Origin of the sequence: Natrinema sp. 1APR25-10V2 (assembly GCF_031626495.1) — an archaeon.
Taxonomy (GTDB): Archaea; Halobacteriota; Halobacteria; order Halobacteriales; family Natrialbaceae; genus Natrinema.
On sequence record NZ_JAMQOJ010000006.1, the window covers coordinates 147,822 to 169,112 of the forward strand.

General features: G+C 61.2%; 19 protein-coding genes and 2 pseudogenes. 12 read left to right on the plus strand and 9 right to left on the minus strand.

What is annotated here, in order from left to right:
- Positions 1-119 precede the first annotated feature (119 nt).
- Positions 120-470, plus strand: coding sequence for a hypothetical protein (locus tag NDO75_RS19055; protein ID WP_310908201.1), 351 nt, complete (start codon positions 120-122; stop codon positions 468-470).
- Positions 471-726: 256 nt separating this feature from the next.
- On the opposite strand, the gene NDO75_RS19060 is transcribed toward NDO75_RS19055, so the two are convergent.
- The 5 genes from NDO75_RS19060 to NDO75_RS19080 all read right to left on the minus strand — a co-directional run bounded on the left by NDO75_RS19060 (position 727) and on the right by NDO75_RS19080 (position 6,064).
- The gene (locus tag NDO75_RS19060) at positions 727-1,308 is read right to left on the minus strand and encodes a CDP-alcohol phosphatidyltransferase family protein (protein WP_310908202.1); all 582 of its coding nucleotides are present in this window, start codon (positions 1,306-1,308) and stop codon (positions 727-729) included.
- Position 1,309: 1 nt separating this feature from the next.
- The gene (locus NDO75_RS19065; protein WP_310908203.1) at positions 1,310-1,882 is read right to left on the minus strand and encodes a GNAT family N-acetyltransferase; all 573 of its coding nucleotides are present in this window, start codon (positions 1,880-1,882) and stop codon (positions 1,310-1,312) included.
- 301 nt (positions 1,883-2,183) lie between these two features.
- Positions 2,184-4,322 (minus strand): multicopper oxidase domain-containing protein, encoded by a 2,139-nt coding sequence (locus NDO75_RS19070; protein WP_310908204.1) that lies wholly within the window; start codon positions 4,320-4,322, stop codon positions 2,184-2,186.
- A gap of 44 nt (positions 4,323-4,366) precedes the next feature.
- A complete protein-coding gene (locus tag NDO75_RS19075) occupies positions 4,367-5,155 on the minus strand; it encodes a hypothetical protein (protein WP_310908205.1) in 789 nt (262 codons plus the stop codon).
- 630 nt (positions 5,156-5,785) lie between these two features.
- Positions 5,786-6,064 (minus strand): hypothetical protein, encoded by a 279-nt coding sequence (locus NDO75_RS19080; RefSeq protein ID WP_310908206.1) that lies wholly within the window; start codon positions 6,062-6,064, stop codon positions 5,786-5,788.
- A gap of 64 nt (positions 6,065-6,128) precedes the next feature.
- On the opposite strand from NDO75_RS19080, the pseudogene NDO75_RS19085 reads away from it, so the two are divergent.
- The 5 genes and pseudogenes from NDO75_RS19085 to NDO75_RS19105 form a co-directional block, all read left to right on the plus strand.
- A pseudogene (locus NDO75_RS19085) lies at positions 6,129-6,476 on the plus strand (PIN domain-containing protein); the annotation flags it as partial.
- Between the two features lie 88 nt (positions 6,477-6,564).
- The gene (locus NDO75_RS19090) at positions 6,565-6,909 is read left to right on the plus strand and encodes a HalOD1 output domain-containing protein (protein WP_310908208.1); all 345 of its coding nucleotides are present in this window, start codon (positions 6,565-6,567) and stop codon (positions 6,907-6,909) included.
- Positions 6,910-7,509: 600 nt separating this feature from the next.
- Positions 7,510-7,671: pseudogene (locus NDO75_RS19095) on the plus strand (helix-turn-helix domain-containing protein); the annotation flags it as partial.
- Positions 7,672-7,947: 276 nt separating this feature from the next.
- Positions 7,948-8,121: a DUF1059 domain-containing protein gene (locus NDO75_RS19100; RefSeq protein ID WP_310908209.1), complete on the plus strand. Its 174-nt coding sequence runs from the start codon at positions 7,948-7,950 to the stop codon at positions 8,119-8,121.
- A 253-nt stretch (positions 8,122-8,374) separates the two neighbouring features.
- Entirely contained in the window at positions 8,375-8,782 is a 408-nt protein-coding gene (locus NDO75_RS19105) for a universal stress protein (RefSeq protein WP_310908210.1), read from the plus strand.
- A 396-nt stretch (positions 8,783-9,178) separates the two neighbouring features.
- Here NDO75_RS19105 and NDO75_RS19110 read toward each other — a convergent pair whose 3' ends face one another.
- Positions 9,179-10,684: an amidase family protein gene (locus NDO75_RS19110; protein WP_310908211.1), complete on the minus strand. Its 1,506-nt coding sequence runs from the start codon at positions 10,682-10,684 to the stop codon at positions 9,179-9,181.
- Positions 10,685-10,977: 293 nt separating this feature from the next.
- On the opposite strand from NDO75_RS19110, the gene NDO75_RS19115 reads away from it, so the two are divergent.
- The 3 genes from NDO75_RS19115 to NDO75_RS19125 all read left to right on the plus strand — a co-directional run bounded on the left by NDO75_RS19115 (position 10,978) and on the right by NDO75_RS19125 (position 15,054).
- Entirely contained in the window at positions 10,978-11,862 is an 885-nt protein-coding gene (locus NDO75_RS19115) for an oxygenase MpaB family protein (protein WP_310908212.1), read from the plus strand.
- A gap of 174 nt (positions 11,863-12,036) precedes the next feature.
- The gene (locus NDO75_RS19120) at positions 12,037-13,440 is read left to right on the plus strand and encodes a carotenoid oxygenase family protein (RefSeq protein ID WP_310908213.1); all 1,404 of its coding nucleotides are present in this window, start codon (positions 12,037-12,039) and stop codon (positions 13,438-13,440) included.
- Positions 13,441-13,689: 249 nt separating this feature from the next.
- Complete coding sequence (locus tag NDO75_RS19125; protein ID WP_310908214.1) at positions 13,690-15,054, plus strand: flavin monoamine oxidase family protein; 1,365 nt, start codon at positions 13,690-13,692, stop codon at positions 15,052-15,054.
- Between the two features lie 320 nt (positions 15,055-15,374).
- Here NDO75_RS19125 and NDO75_RS19130 read toward each other — a convergent pair whose 3' ends face one another.
- Complete coding sequence (locus NDO75_RS19130) at positions 15,375-16,889, minus strand: aldehyde dehydrogenase family protein (protein WP_310908215.1); 1,515 nt, start codon at positions 16,887-16,889, stop codon at positions 15,375-15,377.
- Positions 16,890-17,462: 573 nt separating this feature from the next.
- Here NDO75_RS19130 and NDO75_RS19135 point away from each other — a divergent pair.
- On the plus strand, positions 17,463-17,879 hold the full coding sequence (locus NDO75_RS19135; protein WP_310908216.1) for a universal stress protein: 417 nt from the start codon (positions 17,463-17,465) through the stop codon (positions 17,877-17,879).
- An 89-nt stretch (positions 17,880-17,968) separates the two neighbouring features.
- Here the strand turns inward: NDO75_RS19135 and NDO75_RS19140 are convergent, their stop codons facing one another.
- Positions 17,969-18,253 (minus strand): hypothetical protein, encoded by a 285-nt coding sequence (locus NDO75_RS19140; protein ID WP_310908217.1) that lies wholly within the window; start codon positions 18,251-18,253, stop codon positions 17,969-17,971.
- Positions 18,254-18,315: 62 nt separating this feature from the next.
- On the minus strand, positions 18,316-18,867 hold the full coding sequence (locus NDO75_RS19145) for a hypothetical protein (RefSeq protein ID WP_310908218.1): 552 nt from the start codon (positions 18,865-18,867) through the stop codon (positions 18,316-18,318).
- A gap of 399 nt (positions 18,868-19,266) precedes the next feature.
- Here NDO75_RS19145 and NDO75_RS19150 point away from each other — a divergent pair, with 399 nt between their 5' ends.
- Positions 19,267-19,392: a hypothetical protein gene (locus NDO75_RS19150; protein ID WP_255473514.1), complete on the plus strand. Its 126-nt coding sequence runs from the start codon at positions 19,267-19,269 to the stop codon at positions 19,390-19,392.
- Entirely contained in the window at positions 19,393-20,619 is a 1,227-nt protein-coding gene (locus tag NDO75_RS19155; RefSeq protein WP_310908219.1) for a transposase, read from the plus strand.
- Positions 20,620-21,291 lie beyond the last annotated feature (672 nt).

A 21,291-nucleotide genomic window follows, 5' to 3' on the forward strand; every position in this document is an offset into this window, starting at 1 on the left:
GGTGCCTTCTTCACCTCTCCCTCGCGCCCTTCAGTCAAATGATCACGTGCCGCTCTCGGTCGGTGCAGGGCCGGCAGGGAATTCAAGCCCCAGGCCACCGATACGCGAGACTGACGGCCATGACGCACTCGAGCAACGACAGCCGTGTGATCAGCCCGGGTGACCGCGTCCGGGCCGACGATCGCTCCGGGCTCCTCTTCGTCGTCTGTCGGACCGGGATTCCGGCGGCGGAGTGGGCCGACGGTAAGGGGCAGAGCGTTGCCGACACGCAGTGTCGGCCGGCGGCCGACGCGCCGCGAGACGACGAGATCATCGTCACCGTTCAGGACCTCGCCCTCGAGTTGCACTACGGTGACGCGGTCCGTGACTGGGAACCTTGGGAGGTCGGCGAACGGGTGCGCGCCGATCGGGCAGCAGACGCACCAACGCTCGTCCCGTATCCGCGCTCTCGGCTCACCCCGGTCGAGTAGCTGGCACCGGGCCCATGGGCCCGCGGTGCTCACCGCCGCTCGACGGAGCCACAGCGTGCGGCACACTGATCGACACCCCTCGGTACCAGCTCGACAGCGACTGCGTTGTGGCGCGCGGGGAACGACGGGCAGAGCCGCCGTGTCGGCACCACCCTGCCCATCCCCGGCAGGCCGAAGACGGCGACCCAGACAGCAGCACCGTGACGTCGCACTCTCGGCTCGCCTGCGTCTCGATCTCCGAAGCGAGAGCGACCGCTTAGACGAGCGTACCGGCCGTAATGAGCGAGCCTACGACGACCGCACCAACGAACTGCGGCCGCGTCACGTAGATCCGAAACGAGGCGATCATGAGCGGCGTGACGCCGACGATCGCGAGTGCGCCGAGCAGCGCCGGGACGACCTGCAGTGCAACCCCCACGCGGACGACAAGTGCCCAGGCGGCGATATGAAAGGCCGTGAGGCCGCGATAGTACGGTGGGCCGTCGGTCAGAGTCGCACTGTCGCCCGCATACCGGGCGAGCCGCATGACGCCACACCCAACGACGGCCGTCCCGGCGAGGCTCTCGAGCACCGGTGGCCCGGCGAGGAGCGTGGACACGATGATCCCCGTCGGCACGAGGTAGATCACCACGTCTGCCAGCGCGTCGAGGTGGTGCCCGAGCGCCGACCCGAAGCCACGGCGCGCCAGCCAGCCGTCGGCCTTGTCACAGAGAAATGCGACCAGCAGCGTCAGCGTGGCCGCGTCAGGCTGGCCGAGGAGGAACAGGTTGACGGCGAGCCACCCCACGCCCAGGCCGGCGAGCGTGGCATAATCGGCGAGTGCGAGTCGCTGGAACACCTTACACCCGCCCTCTGTGCTGCCACCCGAACAGTCGATAGTACGAGCGGACCCCCGTGCGCTCGAAGCCGACCCCCCGGAGCACCTGCTTTGAGGGGGCGTTATCGATGCCGACGAGCGTCTGCACAGATGATTGCGCCGTCTGCTCGGCGACGACCGCGAGCGCGCGAGCGACAAGCGCCGTTGCGACGCCCTGCCGCCGCCACTCGGGAGCAACGGACAGCCCCCAGAAGTACGCGCCCGGGAAGTCGATCGGTCGCTCGAGCGGCTCGACGTAGAACGTACGGTCGAGTGTGATGGGTTGGACGCCGACGACACGCTCGTCCGCGACTGCGGCGACGACTAGGTCATGGTCGGCCAACGCTGGCCGATTCAGCCGCCCCGAGAGGGAAAACTCCTCAGGCGAACCGACGCGGAGCGAGACTTCCTCTGGAACGGATCTCGCCGGGAGCGGGCTCTCGAGCGCGTGGTCGAATTGGGCGAGCCGTGAGAACACCACCCCGATATCGGCCAGTGAGTCGAACAGGTGCCGGCCGACCGACGTCCGAGTAAGTTTCCAGACTGGGATAGTCACTAAATAGAGTGATTATGTCTATATAATATGTTTTCTGGTTGGCTCGCTGAATCCACCACCGTCGGTAATTGTTCCACTCTGCCCAGTCGTATCGCCAGCCTGTATCTCCCAGCGGACCGTTTCCTCGCGGTCCGCGACGCTGACACTCCCCGGGCCCGCGGCCGGTTCGTGGCGGCGGCCGTGCGTCCGGTCCGAGCATTTCACGGACAAGAACCACCAAGGGATTGGGATTGGTTGTTCCGTCACCGGCCAGTCCAATTTCCGGTTGCGTCCCTCCGTCGGGGATGGAGAGCGGGGTAACTTATGACCCACTCAGTCGCCAGAGAGAGAGAATCACGCCAATACACACGCCTGTCCCAATTGAGAACGGAAGCAGAAGTGAACTGCCTCGCTGTCTCGCGCTCGCCGCAGCGGGGGCGTCTTGAGCCGTATCCGACGTGTCCTGCGTTGGGTCAGCGGGCGACCCGATAACGAGGCGGCCATGCATTCCTTTCTGCTCATGTTGGGGGAGCGAACAGTGAACCAGTAACGATTGCTCAAAGCTGGGGGTGATGAACGTCCCGGTCACCGTTCCGTTCGCTCGGGCTTCGAGATTGAACATCTTCATCGGGTAGGTCGCCTCCGGGAGGCCATGGATCATCCATTGATGGCGGACATCGTCGTGGTTCTCGAGGGTCACTGTCACCCGTGTGCAAGGCTCTGCGGTAATCGTGTCTGTACTAAACCCGAACATTTCGCCCTCGTCAGCATACTCCGTCCCTGCTTTGATGGTGACGTGCTTGTTGCCCTGTACGTTCGTACAGCCATACGGCAATGTTTCCGTGTTCTCGTTGACGATGGTGCCATCGTCCACCATCGTCATCGCCATCATCCCGTCCATCTCGTCGTTATGCCGTATATGGGCACCATGCCGAACCGCATCAGGGATGATTGTCTCAGGCGAGCTGGGACTGAACGTCTCGTCGGTAAAGTACGGAATCTCACCGTCGTAGTATGACGTGTTGAAGTACCGCGTCAGATTCGTGGGTGTCCGTGGCATCCCAGTTGACCCATTCAAGTATCGCTCATACGTGATCGTGGTGATGCCACCACCCGGACTAATTCCATCAGTCGTAATGGCCTTCTCCCGATGGTCGTGAGTGAACCAGACGCCCGGTCCGTAACTGTTCACGCCGTCGTCGGTCGTGTCGAGACGGAGCGTGAGTCGCTGCGCGGGCGAGATTTGCACGACATCACGCTTCGTCTGCTGTCCCGCAGGCACGTCGACACCGTCTGTTGCAGTGATATTGACTTTGTGACCGTGCGTATGAAGCGATACCGTGCCGGGCCCTGCGTTCGAGACGTGGAGCTTGTACTCCTTGTCCGGTTCGACGATGAGCTGCGATTCCTGTACCGTGTACGGGTACGACCGCCCATTGAGCAAGAAGTAATCTGCCGTCTCATCGGTCGCATCGTACTCCCGGTTGATCGTCCGTGCGATGGTGCGTGGCTCGTTGTACTTCTGCGGGATCTCAGAGAGGGTCTTATCGAGACTCTGGTAGTGGAGGTCATACTCCGCCGCATACTCCTCACGGACAGCTTTCGATGGATGCCGGACCTTGCCACCGCCAAAGTTGAACGTCTGTACTGTGTTGTTCGACCGGTTTTCTTCGATGATGAACTGGCCGTTCAACCCCATTTCGACGTGGACGTTCGGAACAACGTGGCAGTGATAGAACATCGTCCCTGCCTCACGAGGTGTGAACTCGTATGTCCGTTCGTCGCCCGGCTGAATGGGGCGCTCACCCGTCTGCGGGACACCATCATTCCCGGAGCCGTTTGCCTCGTACGGATGGTCGACACCGTGGAAATGGATGGTGTGGGGCATGTAATGCGTGTTCTCGACGGTAACGTACACGGTGTCACCCTCTTCGACCCTCAGAGGGGGACTCATGGTTTTGATGGCGGCATCGGCCTTGGAGCCAGCATCAACCATTCCCCGTGTCTTTGGGGAGAACGTCCACATTGCGGGCTCAACGCCGGGCGCGATCTGTTCCGTGTTGGTGGCGTTGTACTCATTGACGCCCGTAATTTCGAGTGTGATGTGGATTTCGTCTGGGTCGCCGTCCCCGTCACGGTCGTTCTTCTTGACGACAGCGTTCCGATTCAATCCCGACTTCATCAGCGTCTCCATCCCGACGTTGTTCGTCCCCTCGACGGCAGCTGCGACCCGATACGGGTTATCGGGACGGCAGTGCTGGGATTCCTGCAGCCGGATGCCGTCAATCGTCTGTGCTGATCGCCATTCCGGATGGGCAAACCCACACGTCGTGTTTGCCGTTCCGATGTGACCGTCGTCGGCCTCGCCGTGGGCAGCAATAGGATTGACAGCAACGATACTCAGTAGTGCTGTTACGCCGACTATGAGGATAACCCAGCGTAGGCTGTTCTGGATCTTCATCCGAAGTATAGGGGGTCTATATTTGTCAGAAGTGAGGGACTCGTCTACTGACTACTCTCCGTGTAGTCCGGGTTGATCGGTTTGAAGACACCGCTGGGATTTTCCACGTGCACCCAGACGTGAACCGTCGTGAGACTCGGGTGATGCGACACGAGGTCGGCGATACGGGTCTCTTTCTCGCCTTCCGTCCCGCGTGCCGTCCCCCAATTCAGTGCGACTTCGTCGCCCGCCTGCAAATCCTTGTTCGGCGGCTGAAACTCTGTCCAGTAACTGTTCGTCGTCCATTCATCGAACGTGATCGATTTGGGGTCGTTTTTCGTCCCGTCTGGCTTGGCAAACACGTGGGTAGCCGCATCATGCGAATGCCACTCTTCGGTCGCCTCCTCGCTCGTTTCGTCGGCGAACAGATCGGGTGTCTCGTCAACGGCCTGTGCTGGCAGCCCATATTCGAGCGATGCGAGTTGCAGCTCACCGTCACTCTCGACGTAGGTGAGCATGGGCGGCTCGTCGATGGAGAGCCCATTGTTTGCCGCCTTCTGTAATCGCTCCGGATGCGTAAAGTGCCAGCCCATCCCGGGGACGTATGGGCCACCGAGTTTGAACCCATCCTCGAGTGCCTTTTTCGGGTCTGTGTATTTTGTCGTCGCGTCTTTGGCCGTGTCGAATTGTTTTTGGAGTTGAGACGTCTCTGTGTCTGCATCTGAATCGCCGTCGGAACTCGTATTCGGGTTGTCATCTGTCCCTGACCCGCTAGTACAGCCAGCAAGTGACGCCATTGTTCCTGCACCGATGCCCTTCAGAAGTCGCCGCCGTCTTGCGTTTTCGACGTTCATCAGTCGGCCATATCGACAGCACACAGTTAAATATTACTGACCTCTGATAATACCTCTCCGTTGCCACCAATAAGTTATATCCTAGTCATGTATATAAACCACTTATAGAGATAATTCAGACTCTGCAAGGCTACAACTCCTGTTACTGGCCAATCGACGAGGCCTTGGATGGTCGCCTCTCCCTGTTATAACAGGTTGATTCCAAAGATAACGATTGCTGGCTGGCCCAGCAGTTGTGGGGATCAGTCGAGTCCACTCGACCAAACCAGCGTCGGTGAACCCGCAAGCTCACGGCTGGGGTAATCCACTGGCCGAATTGCTCACGGAGGAATCCCACGACTTCAGTCGTGGGGAGGACGTCAAGTGCCTGAGAAAATCTGATCGAGGTCGTGAGGTCGAAAAGCGATCAGTTGTCGCCCCGATCGTAGAAGGTCATACTCTGGCTAATGATTACTGCGATAATGACTTGTGTTTTGGTACGCTCAGACGGACATGACTCCCGAAAACCGCCGGGACGCCGCACACCAGCACCGGTAACCCCTACTCGTTATCACCCAACACGCCCTACTTCGTTCACCTTGATGGGTTCGCTTGTTGAGGGCGGAGCGTGCTCGAGACTCTGCTTCGAACTTACTCGTTCTGTAGCGCAGCGGCGATAGATTTGAGTTCTTCCTTGCGGAAGGGGGTCGCTGCCATCTCGGGGTCGTCTTCCGCTAACAGACCGACCTTCCAGAGAATTCCTGCTCGCATCTGAGATTTGGGAGGAAGCCGGCTGGTATCAATCTCGTAGTCCACGGCGTCACAAATCGCAGCAAGGGCTTCTTTGGTGAAGGCAGTGGACTCCTGGCGTTCGTATCGCCCCACAGCCAGCCGGATCTCGTTTCGCAGATCGTCGACAGTTCGTGTCATAGTACCGAGAAAGGGTGGCCTCGCCCTGTAGATTTCGGCTCCGTGGGGTCGCAGAGCGCGTCGAATGATTGTTGATACGGGCTTCGTCCTCGACGGTATCGACGACATCGAACCCGCCGTCCAGAAAGAACAGGAACTCGAAACTGAGAACGTCCCGCTAGTGGTCCCCTCGATGACCGTTCTGGTGCTCTATATTGGCGTCGAGAAGGTAGCAAACACCCGCGACGAGTGCCAGACGGTAGAAGCCGTGCTTGACTCCTACCCGGTGGTGGAGATGACGCCGAGTATTTCCCGACGCGCTGGACGGCTGTTCGGAAAAGAGCTTGGTATCGGGAAAGGAGACGCAGCAACCGCGTTGGAGCGTGATGAGCCTGTTCTTGCTGGCGACAGCCACTTCGGGAATATCCCCGGATGCAACGGGAACTCTCCAATGGCTTTCCAGACGCCGAATTCACGTTTGACCCGGTCTTCGTCGGCAGTGAGGAATAAAGCACCCACCAATGGTGGCTGAACAGTTATTTCTCCTTACCCCCTTTGAAGGGCAGGATCAGAATCCACCGAACGAATCAGCAGTCAGGGAGACTATGACCGAGAACGGAAACGAGAGAATCTATCGATTCGACTTTGCAGCGGACGAGACAGCGACAGAGGCGGTGATCCGCGGCCACGCGACTCTTCGCAACAAGCGACCGACAGACCTCTCTCCACTCGCTGAGGTGATCCCGTGTGACGCACTCGATACGCTCGTCGATGCTGGAGACGAGGTCACGGTGACGTTCACCTACGAGGGAGCCCGGACCACCATCCACGGCGATGAGGAAATCATAGTGTACGACCGGGAGTAGCTCAGCCGGGGCGGTCCTGCTCTACACAGTATTCGAGACAGAGATCGGCGAGTTCCGGCGGATCGCTCAAGAGGAGTTGCTCGGATCGGCCATCGTACTCGATGAGGGGAGTTCCTCGAGCGCCGGGAGACGCTCCTTCATGTGTATGGGCCAACTGTCTCTTCAGGTCCGCCACTGCGTCATCCGGGACAGCGGGCGGTGGCTACTCCTCGTTTCACGCCGCACCCTGCTCGGCAGTGGCAGTGACCGAGGTCCGTTCAACGTCCCGCAGATGATTACCATAGATCCGTCGCCCTCGCCAGAGACCCATTGACATCACGCGGAAATGATGCTGTTGGCCAATTGAGTCTAGTGCCAACTGTTAATAGCTATTACCGTAAACTACTATTCGCCTCTGATGCTCCCTTCCAGAGGCTGGATCCTTTCCCCCACATCCCCCTTCCCCTGTTCTGAAACTCAGACGCAAGTCTTCCTCGAGCGGATCGATGTCATCATCGCGCCCGAGTATCCAACATGGCCGACATAGCTTACGCTGAGCGCGCTAGTGTCGGTCGTCTACGGCGTGTATGGCGTGTCCCTTCGTTACGCGATGCCAATTACGAGGACGACCTACCGGAGTAGCGCGATCACGAGGGGGTAAGCCAGGCCGATCTCACCGCTGTGGTCGACGTAACGCGACAGTCGATCGGTCCTATCGAACGCGGTCGCTACGCTCCATCGCTCGAGTTCGCGTTCGAAGTTATCGATCGGTTTGACTGCTAAGTTGTCGGTCAACTCGAGTCAAACTCTGGAGTGTTATCTCAAAGACCGAATAAAGAACCCACGCTACCAGTTATTGATACTACATTTAGTGAGAGAGAACTGCAGTTGCCACAGACTGAAGGGTCCTGACAAAATCGATAGACAGATTCTCAGCCCACCTTGTGTATACTTTTCAGCAAAATGAACTAAGTAATCTACCGTGGTGGGATTCCACGGTGCTCGGTAACAGGGCACAGGGGTTCGGGCACTCCCGAACGCGATAGAATAGGGGCACCAATGACCAAAGCGCACAAACTCGATTGCGAATCGGTATCCGATACGTGCCGATTCATCATCCAATCGGAAAACGAAGAAGAGGCGGTCGAATTGGCTCGGAAACACATGAAGGAAGTTCACGGACAAGAGTTCACCGACGACGAACTCCAAACGGAACACATGCAAGTCGTCTAGTGATCGGACGACTCTGCGTGTGTGTTTTCTTCCGCTTTCGGGTTAGTTCTATTCGACGACTAGCAGAGGGATCAGTATTCTTCTGTTGGGCGATACGTTCATCGATGAGCGAGTGGGTTACCACGGAGGGATTCAGAGTCGCTCCGCGACCACCCTGGCCTGTTGTCAGATCCGGTCGGTTTGCCATTTCCAATCCGTGATTCGGGCCAGCAAGGCGGGTGGGATTCATTTGCTGGCGCGGTGTGGGAGTTCCATGAGCCGCACCACACTGTTAGTGCCGATCCGGTACCCTCCCCAAGAGGCCAGCGTCCAGACGATGAACCGTGCCATCGATTTCGCCGAGCAATTCGACGACGCGCACGTGCTCATTCTTCACGTGAACGTGCGGCACAAGGGAGACGACGTCGACCGGACGGAGTTCCGTCGCACCGTCAAGGACGAGATCGAGCCACCGACCAACGCGAGCTATCACGTCCGCGACGCGTACCTGATCGAAAAGGCGATTCTCGACGAAGCCTCCCAACAGAACGCCGACTACGTCGTCATCGGCAAATCGATGCGATCGCGCTGGCAGCTACTGCTGGCTGACCGCCTCGGCATCGGTATCGACATTGAGACGTTCCTCGACCGACGACTCGATACCGAACTCAGAGTTATCTGAGGGGGACTCCGCTCGCTGCTCAGGAAGCGGAGCGAGCAGAAGTGGTGTCCGGTCTGGGGGCTGGGTGAGGTGAGCGGAGCGGGACTACACCGAAGTCGAGGTGGGCCCACAGTGGCGAGCGATTAGTCTGATGTCTAGGCGGGGCGTACCCCCGCTAGCCGACTTCCTCGCCCACTAGTGAACTGAGTAGACGAGTCTGGGCGAACACGATCAGGATGAGGAACCCGAACCCGAGGTCGGTCGCCTCGAGCAGAAATGGGTATAGCTCTCGGACGGGCGAATTCGAGAAATCCGAGATGGGGTGTCCGAGGAGGCATGAACCGCCAGTGATCGTAAACGAACAACGGCCGGGAGCAAGAGCGCGACAGCTTCCCATTCGCCGAGCCTCCGAGCGCGCTAGTCGAGTGCCGCGAACCGTTCGGGAGGCTGCCGGTGGTCGGTTGCCCGTTCGAAGGCGTACGCCAACTCGAACAGTCGCGGTTCGGCGAACGACCGGCCGAGCAGTTCGACGCCGACCGGGAGACCGGCGTCCGTGAAGCCGGCCGGCACGACGATCGCGGGCAATCCCGTGTGTGCTGACAGTTCGCAGTTCATCTCTTCGAACGGCTGGTGCTCGGGAATTTCGACCGGCGGAATCGTCGACGGCGGGTAGAGCACGGCGTCGAGATCGTGTTCGGCGAACGTCGAGAGGACCGCGTCTGCGAGTCGCTGTCGCCGCCGGAGCCGCCGGAGGTACCCGACGCCTTCGTCCACCGATCCCATATCGAGGATACCGGCGTCCACGATCCGCGATTCGATCGCCGGGGTGACCGTTCCAGTGTCGACGATCGCGGCCAGCGAGTCGTACGGCGCCGCGTCTCCGAGTTCGGACAGATAGTCGTCGACGTCGCGTGCGAACTCGTACTGGAGCACGCTGGCGCTCTTGAGGCGGTCGACGTCGACGACCTCGACGGGGTCGACGACCGTCGCGCCGGCCGCCGCCATCTCCTCGACAGCGTCCTCGATGACGGTCGTCACCGCCGCAGCGTCGGCTTCGGGTGCGCTCTCCTCGTTCTGGAGTCCGAAGAACTGTCGGGCGACGCCGATGCGGGCACCGTCGAGGCCGTCCTCGTCGAGATGTGCGACGTACCCGTCCGCCGGAACCTGCCCCGCCCCCCTGACCGTGACCGGATCGTCGGGGTCGTATCTGGCCATGACCTCGAGCATCCGCGCGGCGTCCGTGACGGTCCGGGTGATGGGGCCTGCCGTGTCCTGGGTCTCGCTGAGCGGGACGATGCCCGTCCGGCTCACCAGCCCTCGCGTCGGCCGGACGCCGACGAGGGCGTTGAACGCGGGCGGCGATCGTACCGACGAGCAGGTATCGGTTCCCGTCCCGATCGCGCCGAGATTCGCGGCGATGGCCGCGGCAGTGCCGCCGCTAGACCCCGACGGCCGTCGGTCGAGGTCGTACGCGTTCCGCGTCGCACCGCCGTGCGAGCTGATCGTGTCGACGCCGAACGACAGCTCTTGCAGGTTCGCCTTCGCGACGACGACGCCGCCGGCCGTTCGGAGCTGTTCGACGACGAACGCGTCGCGCGACGGTGTGGACTCCGCGAGCGCTGTCGACCCCGCTGTCGTCGGCATGTCGTGCGTGTCCTGATTGTCCTTGAGGACGATCGGAACGCCGTGAAGCGGGCCGACGAAGCCGTCGCTCTCGAACTGCGCGTCGAGCCGACGGGCGCGCCGACGTGCGTCGTCGTTCACCGTCAAAATAGCGTTCAGTTCACCGTCGTACGCGTCGATACGTGCCAGGTAGCGATCGACGAGCGCTTCGGCGGTGAGACGCCCGTCCGCCATGGCCGAGTGAATGTCAGCGACGGTCGCCTCGACGAGGTCGAACGAGTCAGAAGGCGGTTCAGACATGGTGGAATTCGACTCTGTACAGCGTAGTCCCGGACCGACCACCTGAATCTATCGCCCGGTAAAGTTCCACTCGGACTCCGTCGGTTAGTGGGGCGCGTGCCGGTGCCCCTCCGAGGACGGACACCGGCCTCGACGCGGTCGGGATCTCGTCCCGTTCGAGGCCGACCACTTCGTCGACGGCCTCGCGGAGGACCCGTGCCGCACAGAGGCCCGCTACGCTCCCGCCGACGTCCCTCGTTGAAGAAGGGGGGTTAGCACCTCATTCATTAAGGTCGCACGGTGTAGAGTGCTCAATGGACCGCTCCGGTCATGACGGCATCGACCCCTCTCTCAGCGAGGCCATTTCTCCGGATATCGCGGCCCTTGTTGCAGATCTCGAGACACACGAGACCGGGTTTTTCGGACCCGATTCGATTATGTGGCGGGTCAGTCGGGAGAAAGTGCTACTGTTGAGCGGCGTCAGCACGATCCTGCTGCAGTTCGCTCATCCACTGGTCGCTGCTGGCGTCGCCGAGCACAGTCGTTTCGATGCCAGTCCTATCGGTCGCTTTCGACGCACCTTCGATTTCGTTCATGCGATTATCTTCGGCGATGCTGACGCAGCAATCGAGGCTGCACTCACGATTCGCGAAATCCACGGCCAGGTCACTGGGACGCTGGAGGAGGACGTCGGACCGTTCGTGGCCGGTGAACGCTATGCGGCGGCTACCCCCGAACTCCTGTTGTGGGTTCACGCGACCTTGATCGACCAAGCGCTGACTGCCTACGAAACCTACGTCGCCCCGCTACCCGAGACGGAACAAGCGGAATACTACCAGGAGAGCAAAGTGTTCGGGCGACTACTCGGAATTCCAGAGGAGGCGTATCCCGAGACGCTTGCGGACTTCTATGACTACTACGAGCGGATGCTCGTCGAGGAACTCACTGTCGGGACGCAGGGCAAGAAGCTCCAGCGCACGTTGTTCAGACAGGGACATGTGTTTGGGCCGCTGTATGCGTTTCTGGGTGCTGGCACGCTCCCCGACTCGGTCCGTGCGGAATTTCAACTGCCCTGGTCGCCCCGGAGACAACGAATATTCGAAGCAGTATGCGCTCTCGCGCGCTCCGTCGTGCGCTCTCTCCCCGCCCGACTCAGGTACGTTGACGCCTACCGACACGCCCAGATCCGCTTGCAGTGACAGGACTGCGACCGCTGAGACGTTCGTGCTGAAGCAGATGTTCGGCGGCGTCCCAGGACGGTGAGCGGATGCCCTGATTCCGTACAGCTATCTGTGATGTGCCTCTGCTCGTCTGGGGCACTCTGAATCGACGCGCACGAAGGATTGATTGCCGCGTTACCCGAATACGTGGCCGTGACGGTATCCGGCGCTGGCTTTCACTCGCTGACCACCGAAGTCCACGACCACCGCCCGACGGTCGAGGGCACCATCCCCGACTGGCTCTCCGGGACACTGATCCGCAACGGTCCCGCCCGCTTCGAGGTCGGTGATCGCCGGGTTAACCACTGGTTCGACGGGTTAGCGATGCTCCGCCGCTACGCCTTCGACGACGGCGGGCTCCGCTACTCGAACCGGTTCCTCCGCACCGATGCCTACGCGGAGGCGATGGACGGTCGGCTGACCGGCCAGTTCGGCACTGACACGCGTGGCTGGCGTCGTCTCCTCGAGACCGTAACCTCCCCGGGAGTTCCCGAGCCGACCGACAACACGAACGTTCACGTCGCCCGCATCGACGGCGAATACGTCGCGCTCACCGAGACCCCGCGCCGGGTCGCCTTCGATCCCGAGACGCTCGAGACACGCGGACGCTTTCGGTTCCACGACGACCTGTCCGAACACATCACGGCCGCGCATTTCGTCGACGACCCTCATCGGGACGAACTGGTCGGCTTCGCCACGCAGTTCGGCCGGACGCCACAGTATCATCTCTATCGTCTCCCGACCGGGAGTCGCACGCGAGAGGTGATCGCCTCCATCGACGCGAACGGGCCGGCGTATATCCACGACTGCAGCGTCACCGCCGACCACGTCATCGTCGTGGAGTCGCCGCTCGTCCTATCGGTGTTTCGGGCACTGAATCCGTTTACCGAGGGCGCGATCGACATGCTCGACTGGCAGCCAGAGCGCGACACGCGCGTGCTCGTAGTCGACCGGAATACCGGCGACCTTGTGGCCGATCCGACGTTCGCGCCGGCCTTCACCTTTCACCACGTCAACGCCTACGTCGACGGCGGGACGATCGTCCTCGATCTCGTGGAGTTCCCGAACGGCGACATCGTCGACACTATGTCACTGTCCGAACTCGACGGCGACGGGTTCCCGGACGTGTCCGATGCTCACCTGATGCGGTACCGTATCGACCCCGACTCGAATACGATCAGCCGAACGCGACTCTACGATGGCGCGATGGAGATGCCACGTGTCGCTCGCTCGGTCGTCGGCCGACACCACCGCTACGCGTACGGGCAAGCGACCGACCGCAGCGGGGCAAACGGACTCGTCAAAGTGGATTGTGAGACGGGCTCCGCCAGGGAGTGGTGGAAGCGGTCGGTCTACATCGAGGAACCAGTGCCCGTCCAGCATCCTGCTGCAGACGACGAAGACGAGGGAGTCGTGCTCGCGACGGCGCTGGACCCTCACCGTGAGCGGACGGAACTCATGGTCTTTGACGCAGCGACGCTCGATGTCCAGGCGCGGGCCGTTCTCCCACACGCGGAACCCTTCGGCTTCCACGGCCGGTTCTTCCGGAACGTGTAGCTCGCCATGCGCAACTTATGTGAATAGATTTATCTGAAGGGCTGGATTCGGGCGTGGAATATCCAGCCGTGCAATCGAACGGTGGATGGTGTAGAGTGTTGTCGGATTCATCCACACTCCAAAGGGCGGGGGCTTTTTCCTCGCACTTCCGTAAACCGCGCAACATACGACAGAATAGTTAACATGGAACAGAATGATAACGCTCACCATGGTCGTTTCAGGGCGGAGTGCGACCGAGGTGGAGATACGATGACAGAGGGAGAAGACGGGCGAAGCGATGCCGTCGTCGTCGGAGCCGGCCTGGCAGGACTCACTGCGGCTCGAGAACTCGTGAAGGACGATTACAGCGTCACGGTACTCGAGGCCCGCGACCGCGTCGGCGGTCGAACGCTCAGCCACAGATTGGCAGACGGTGAACGCGTCGACCTCGGTGGGCAGTGGATCGGGCCGACGCAAGACCGCGTGAACGAACTCGTGGAGACGTACGATCTCGACACAATCCCCCAGTTCGACGACGGACTCGACCAGATTGCGATCGACGGTGTGGTGAAGGAACACGAGGACGCGCTCAGAGCCCTTCCCTCGGCGGCGTATTCGGAGCTCATGGACGCGTTCGGACGGCTCGAGACGCTCCGGACGCAGATCCCCCTCGAAGAGCCGTACAGCGCACCGAACGCCGAAAAGTGGGACGGGACCACCGTCGAAGCATGGAAACGAGAGACCCTCGAGACGACGGCGGCGCGAGGCGCCTTCGATTCGCTCCTCCGCGCCCTGTTCACAACCGAACCGTCCGAGATATCCCTCCTGTATTTTCTGACGTACCTCCACGCCGGCGGCGGCATCGAGAGGATAACCGGTGTAGAGGGCGGCGCCCAAGAACGCCGAATCGAGGGTGGGGCCCAGCAGCTGTCCCAACTGCTGGCGAACGAACTGGGTGACTCGGTCCAGCTTGAGTCACCGGTCAGGGCCGTTACGCACGACGATTCGGGGGTAATCGTCGAATCGGACACTGGGACGTACACCGGGTCGTTCGCGATCGTGGCGATTCCGCCGACCCTGGCCGGGCGGATCACCTACGACCCGCCCCTTCCGGCCCGACGGGATGCACTCACGCAGCGCATGCCGATGGGGGCGACGATCAAATGCATCGCGACGTATGAGGAGCCGTTCTGGCGGCGGGCCGGCTATTCCGGGTTCGTGCTCACTGACGACGACGTGGTCGGGTTCATGTTCGATGATACGGCGCCCGAGAGTACGACCGGGGCATTGGTCGGCTTCATCGCGGGGGAAACGGCGCGCACGTGGAGCGAGAGAGAGGCGTCTGACCGACGTGATCAGGTATTAGCGGATTTCGCTCGATACTTCGGCGAGCGGGCCGGCGACCCGCTCGAGTACGTCGAGCAGTCCTGGTCGAACGAACAGTGGTCGGCGGGCTGTTACGCCGGAAACATGACGCCAGGAACGATGACGGGGTACGGTGATGCACTCCGCGAACCGGTAGGACGTATCCATTGGGCGGGAACGGAAACTGCAACACAGTGGTGTGGCTATATGGACGGCGCGATTCGATCCGGCGAACGAGCGGCAGACGAGGTAAGCAGACGACTCGCCTGAGTTCTCCCGCGACTGAAGGCGTGGGGTTCTGCTAGCCACAGACCAGCGCCCGTCACAGACGGGCGTCCCTACAGTGTGAGTTCCCCGGTCGAATGCCGAAGTTCGGGCCGAACCGGTACGGCCTCCGCTCGGACAGGGGCTTTGGAAGACTTGCCCGAGACTCGAGATCTTCCAAGAAAACAGAACAGCAAACGTCCAGCGGCACGCCGAGCGACTCGCGCTGCCACGTTCTAGTTTGCTCGGAAGAGACAGACCACTCTCATCGGAGCCCATATTTCCTAGTGCCTACCGCTAAAAAAGGGAGAAACGGTATCGGAGGACTAGAGCGAGAGATTGATCGTCTTGGTCTGTCGGTAGTGATCGAGCGTCTCGGCGCTGAGTTCGCGCCCGATGCCCGACTGCTTGTAACCGCCGAAGGGGAGCCCCGGGGCGAGGTCGTGGTAGCTGTTGATCCAGATGTAGCCCGCTTCGATGTCGCGCGCCGTTTTGTTCGCCTGCGAAATATCCTCGGTGATGACGCCGCCAGCGAGGCCGTACTCCACGTCGTTCGCCAGTTCGATCATTTCGTCGTAGTCGTCCCAGCGGAACACCGTGAGGACGGGGCCGAAGATCTCCTCCTGAGCCGCGGCCGCGTCGTGGCTGAGACCGTCGATGAGCGTTGGTTCGACGTAACAGCCGTCCGCGAGGGCCTCGTCGTCCGGCTGCCCGCCACCGGTGAGGAACTCCCCACCGTCTTTCTGGGCCCGCTTGAGGTAGTCCAGCGTTCGGTTCACCTGGGCGCGCGAGACCTTCGGGCCGAGGTCTGTCGCGTCGTCTAACGGATCGCCGATGGTCATGTCGTCGACGGCCGCCACGAGTCCGTCGAGCACCTCGTCGGCGATCTCCTCGTGGACGAACAGCCGCGAGCCGGCCTCACAGCACTCGCCCGTGTTGTAGAAGATCGCCGCCGCGACGAGCGAGACGGCTGTCTGCACGTCCGTATCGGGGAAGACGACGATCGGGCTTTTCCCTCCGAGCTCGAGGGTCACGTCGGTGACGGTGTCGGCGGCACTCTTCATAACCTGCTTGCCGACAGCCGTCGACCCCGTGAAGGCGAGCTTGCGGATATCATCGTGATTCGCCACCGCCGCTCCGGCCTCGTCGCCGTAGCCCGGGACGATGTTCACGACGCCGTCGGGCACGATATCGCCGATGAGTTCCGCGAGACGGAGCGCCGACAGCGGCGTCTGCTCGGCCGGTTTGAGGACCGTGCAGTTCCCGGCCGCGAGGGCCGGCGCCAGTTTCCACGAGGCCATCATGAGCGGGAAGTTCCACGGAATGATCTGGCCGACGACGCCGTAGGGCTCTTTGATCACCTGTGCCTGCCGTTGGCTATCGGTCATCGTTTCGCCGGGATTCTCGCGGACGATGCCGGCGAAATACCGGAACTGCTCGGCCGCGCCCTGCACGTCGGCGGCCGCCTCCGAGACGGGCTTGCCGTTATCGAGCGTCTCCAGTTGCGCGAGTTCGTCCGCGTGGGTCTCGATCGTGTCGGCGATGGCGGTGAGGACCCGCTGGCGCTGTCCGGCCGAGTAGTCGACCCACGTCTCGTCGAACGCTTCCCACGCGGCCTCCACTGCCCGGTCGACATCGGCCCGCCGGCCGCGCGCCACGTCCGTGAGAACCGCGCCGGTCGTCGGATCGGTCGTCTCGAACGTCTCGGTCGCTGCTGCCGGGACGAACTCTCCACCGATATAGAGGTCGGTGTGCGCGGGGAGCACCTCGGCAGCCGCGTCTCGGTGGCGCTGTTGGACTGCCGTCGGCTCCGCCATCTCAGTGTCCGAATCGCTTGACATGCGGTCGGGCCGTTTCCAAGCGCTATGTATTAAACTTCTGAATAGTGTCTCAGAGTGTCTGTTTGTGGTGAAGGCTACTAGTGACCGTTTAGACCGACTCGGGACTTCCTAGTATGTCGCCCGCCTGAGCGCTCGATGGCCGCTGGCTTTAGGCGATGTATATATGACAACAAATATCATTGATAAGTTAGTAATCTTTTTCGCGCTGTCTTGTCACGAACACGTCATGAGTGACGACCGGTTCGACCACCAGCCGACCAAGGCCACTCAGGCAGCGGTCGACGCTGTGATCACCGCAGTCGAGCAAGACGACGATTGAGAGAAGATTCTGATCGTCTCGTAGGGGCCCGCGGCTCCTCCGTCGCGGACAGCCGGCAACTCCACGCACTACTAGACGTCCGAGGGACAGTCGCGGAACCGGCATCCCGGCGGGCCACGCAGACTGTGTGAAGCGTGGTTGTCCACTCGCGTCATGGCGTTCAGTGTCGGCCTTCGATCGCGGTGGCGAACTGCTCGAGCATTGGTGATTTGTACTAGGGCGCGGAACTCATTCATATGCCGGGGCGCATCTTGGTGGCACTCGACGAATCGCCTCAGGCCCGTCACGCACTCGAATATACCATCGAAGCGTACCCAGAGGCGGAGATTACGGCGGTACATGCCATCGACTTCTCTAACTACCGGTGTGGACAGTCGTATCTGTACTACGCACCAGAGCTGCTCGACCGGCTTGCCGACGTAGAAAACACGGTGTTCGACCCTGCGCACCAGCTCGCAGCCGATTACGGCCGCGAGATCACGACATCCCTCAAACCAGGCCCCCCAACGGACACGATCGTCGAGTATGCGGTGATACAGGAGTGTGACCAGATCGTCATCGGGAGCCACGGGCGGACCGGACTCAGCCGGCTGTTAGTGGGCAGCATCGCGGAGACCGTTGCGCGACGAGCCCCTGTACCAGTCACGATCATCCGATCAGCGCCGGACTGACGACGAAATTGACGGCTTGATGCGAACCGGACCGTCACCGGCTGTTTCTGGGTCCGAGGACACCTTACTCCGCGCCGGTAGTAGCTCCATCAGTGGAAACCCTCGGTGGCATTGTCGGCTGGTGGGGTACCCGAGTCGGCGGGTCCGTCACCGCTGGGTGGATCGGCCGGCTGAGTGGGCTCATCGTCGTTGGACGGGTTGGTCGGCTCGGTGGTCCCATCGCCGTCAGAAGGGGTAGTCGATCCGTCGGACACATTGTCGTCAGGAGGGTTTTCCGGTGGCTCCGGCTTTTGTTCTGCAGCGATCGGCTGCTCGAGAACGATGGTGCCGCTGGCATCGCGCACGATCGCGACGCCGCTCTCTTCGTTCCACATCTGGGATTCATACCCTCAGTAGAGCGTCTCGGCCGTCTGTTCACCCTTGCCAGTGTAGATAGTCATAGCCGTATCCGGTGCCAGCGTGAACCCGTTCGGGAATTCGAATGGGGAGGCGTTGATGCCCACTCGGCTACCTCTCGCCGATCCCGAATGGTCCAGCCGGACATCCGAAGCGGACTGTCGCCACTGTTTCGGAGCGTGATATACTCCTCATTGGCCCGTTCGCCGAGGATACGGTAATCGACGAACTCGAGAGCATCAGGATCGCTGGAGGCCCCACCGACGTCGGACGAGCCATCGTCATCAGGTGCTGGATCGTCGTCCCCATCGGCCGAATCGTCTGCCGTATCGGCTAGCTCATCCGGCTCACTAGCGGCCGGTGTGGGCTCGGGCTCGGCCGCCGTATCGGGGGTCCGATAGACCGCCATGCGGGCCGTCTCGGTGTCGAGATCCACGACGATCGTACTCCACGTTCGGCCGTCGGCAGCGAGGGCCCCGCATCCGGGGCCGACATCGTGGGACTCGGTCCAGATCGTTTTTCCCTCGTTGACGACGACGAACGCACCCGCACCGCGATCGGCGACGAAAACATGTAACCCGTCAGAGGCCACGCTGAGGTCGGCGGCGGGCCACACGCCGATGTCGGCCGTCCACGAGACCGACGGGTTCGTTCGGAGAGAACCGGGCCGAACTCGCCGCCCAGTGGATCTGCGAATTGAGCAAAAGTTTCGTTCAGAGCACTGCTGCTGTTACTACTCCCGTATTCACACCGACGTTTAACTGGAATTAGGCGCTAAGTCCCCTTCCTCACAGAGCAACGCAGGGAGCGAAGCGACCGAGTAGCGCAGTAGGGAGGGGATACAGCGTCCCCAGAAGTCTCCGACTTCTGGTGTGCGAACGAGACGCTTCGCGTCTCGTCAACGCCGCACGGTTCTCAAACACGTTCGACGCTCGGCCCACAGGCCCACGCAATCGCAACCACTATATGTGTATTTTGTGTATAGTGTGTTGTGGCGACTCGCAAAAACATCTCCATTCGCGACGACCAAGAGGAGTGGATTCAGGATAACCACCTGAATCTCTCTTCGTTCGTCCAAGAGAAACTGGACGAACTTATCGAGGAACGAGAGTCATAGATGCACTACAACTACAAGTATCGACTCGACCCACCGGAAGCCCTCACCGAGACGCTTCTGCACCACGTGGATACTTGTAGGCAACTCTACAACCACGTTCTCCACCTGCTCAACGAGGCAGACGACATTCCCGCCCGCTACGAGGTACAGGGCACACTCCCCGACCTCAAATCGTGGTGGGTCGACCTGACCGACGTTCACTCGAAGGTATTGCAGATGGTCGTCAAGCGTGTCTACGACAATCTCTCCACGCTCAAAGCGCAGAAGGAGAATGGACGTGCCGTGGGGATGCTCAAGTGGAAACCGCCTCGGGAGTATCGATCGCTCACCTACAACCAGTCCGGCTTCAAACTCAAGAATACGAGTGGTCGGCCTACGCTGTGGTTAAGCAAAATCGGTGAAATTCCGATTCACCTTCACCGAGACATCCCCGAGAACGCGACCATCAAACAGGTCACGGTCAAGCAGGAACCGACAGGTGAGTGGTACGCCGCGTTCGGTATTGACGTGGACGAAGCCACGCCTGAGAAACCGGAGACACCCGAGAAGGTCGTCGGGATTGACGTAGGTATCCTGAAGTACGCCCACGACACCGATGGATACGCCATCGAGAGTCCCGACTTCAGCGACGAGCGCGAAAGGTTGGAACGCGCACAGCGCGACCTCTCGCGGAAACAACACGGCTCTGCGAATTGGGAGAAACAGCGCCAGGTCGTGGCCGAACGTTACGCCGAGTTGAAGAACAAGCGCCGTGACTTCCTCCACAAACTCTCGAACTACTACGCCCGCGAATACGACCTCGTGGCCGTAGAGAATTTGGACGCGAAGGGCTTGGTCGAACTACCGGGCAACTCCCGCAACCGTGCGGGCGCGGCGTGGGGAACGTTCCGTCGGATGCTCGAATACAAGTGCGAACGCGAAGGGACGCACTTCGTCGCGGTGAATCCCCGTGGAACGACGAAAGAGTGTGCGTTCTGCGGAGTTTCGACTGACAAGCCGCTGTGGGTGCGCGAACATTCATGTCCGTCGTGTGGGTTCGAGGTGGACCGGGACGCGAACGCGGCGTGGAACATCCTTTCTCGCGGTATCAGGAAGCGGTTAGGAGCGGGACGCTCCGAATCAACGCCTGTGGAGACTGCGCTCCCTGTGGATACCTCAGTATCTGCAAAGCGCGTCGTGGAAACAGGAAGCCCCACCCTCAAGCGCGAGCCGTCAGGCGAGCGGTAGGGTGGGGTAGTTCACTAGTGCAAGCAAATAGGGGCGCTGATGACGTGTGATTCGTCCGGACAAGAGATCGAGGGGAAACGGTTGTATACCGCAAGCGAGGGGACAACAGCGGCCTCGATGTCTATCACCCGCGTTGCCTCCAGAGAGAAGAGTGACTGCACGGTGTCACTACCGCTGAACTCCGCCGCTTTTGAAGGCGACGGGGGATGTCGGTGTCTGGTCCAATCGCTTCTCTTCCCGTACGCAATGCCTCGAGCTACGTCGGTATCGGCCGCGCAACTCGACTCCAGCGATACTCTGAGTCTGTTTCCGCGGGTGAGCGACACCGTCGTACGGCCCGCCACCGGCGCTGAATCGGCCTGCGACGCGGTCAGGCACGGATGGCAAGGATGGTCGTGCGGCTCTAGCAGTCTGTCTAGTCCTCCGCCGTGATGTACTCATCACGGACCGGACATAGATCTGCCTGCCACGAGACAGTGAGCCAGACGGCACGTTCGGAGCCGCGATCGGGCGGTACACGCGTCGGCGCCTCGGCTAGGCCTGTGCGCCGTCCTCTGGACCCTGTTTCGAACGGATTTCGAGGGGCGATTCCCGGCCGTGGAAAGGTGTCGGTTCCGGACACGGTCGGAGCCAGCGGTGACCCGCAACACGAACGTTTACCATCGACATCGT

Bases quoted from the DNA above. Each gene is read 5' to 3' on its own strand.
- NDO75_RS19115 (WP_310908212.1), top strand. From the start codon at position 10,978: ATGGACCGCTCCGGTCATGACGGCATCGACCCCTCTCTCAGCGAGGCC.
- NDO75_RS19100 (WP_310908209.1), top strand. From the start codon at position 7,948: ATGACCAAAGCGCACAAACTCGATTGCGAATCGGTATCCGATACGTGC.
- NDO75_RS19090 (WP_310908208.1), top strand. From the start codon at position 6,565: ATGGTGGCTGAACAGTTATTTCTCCTTACCCCCTTTGAAGGGCAGGAT.
- NDO75_RS19155 (WP_310908219.1), top strand. From the start codon at position 19,393: ATGCACTACAACTACAAGTATCGACTCGACCCACCGGAAGCCCTCACC.
- NDO75_RS19125 (WP_310908214.1), top strand. From the start codon at position 13,690: ATGACAGAGGGAGAAGACGGGCGAAGCGATGCCGTCGTCGTCGGAGCC.
- NDO75_RS19140 (WP_310908217.1), bottom strand. From the start codon at position 18,253: ATGTGGAACGAAGAGAGCGGCGTCGCGATCGTGCGCGATGCCAGCGGC.
- NDO75_RS19075 (WP_310908205.1), bottom strand. From the start codon at position 5,155: ATGAACGTCGAAAACGCAAGACGGCGGCGACTTCTGAAGGGCATCGGT.
- NDO75_RS19070 (WP_310908204.1), bottom strand. From the start codon at position 4,322: ATGAAGATCCAGAACAGCCTACGCTGGGTTATCCTCATAGTCGGCGTA.
- NDO75_RS19080 (WP_310908206.1), bottom strand. From the start codon at position 6,064: ATGACACGAACTGTCGACGATCTGCGAAACGAGATCCGGCTGGCTGTG.
- NDO75_RS19110 (WP_310908211.1), bottom strand. From the start codon at position 10,684: ATGTCTGAACCGCCTTCTGACTCGTTCGACCTCGTCGAGGCGACCGTC.
- NDO75_RS19130 (WP_310908215.1), bottom strand. From the start codon at position 16,889: ATGTCAAGCGATTCGGACACTGAGATGGCGGAGCCGACGGCAGTCCAA.
- NDO75_RS19105 (WP_310908210.1), top strand. From the start codon at position 8,375: ATGAGCCGCACCACACTGTTAGTGCCGATCCGGTACCCTCCCCAAGAG.
- NDO75_RS19055 (WP_310908201.1), top strand. From the start codon at position 120: ATGACGCACTCGAGCAACGACAGCCGTGTGATCAGCCCGGGTGACCGC.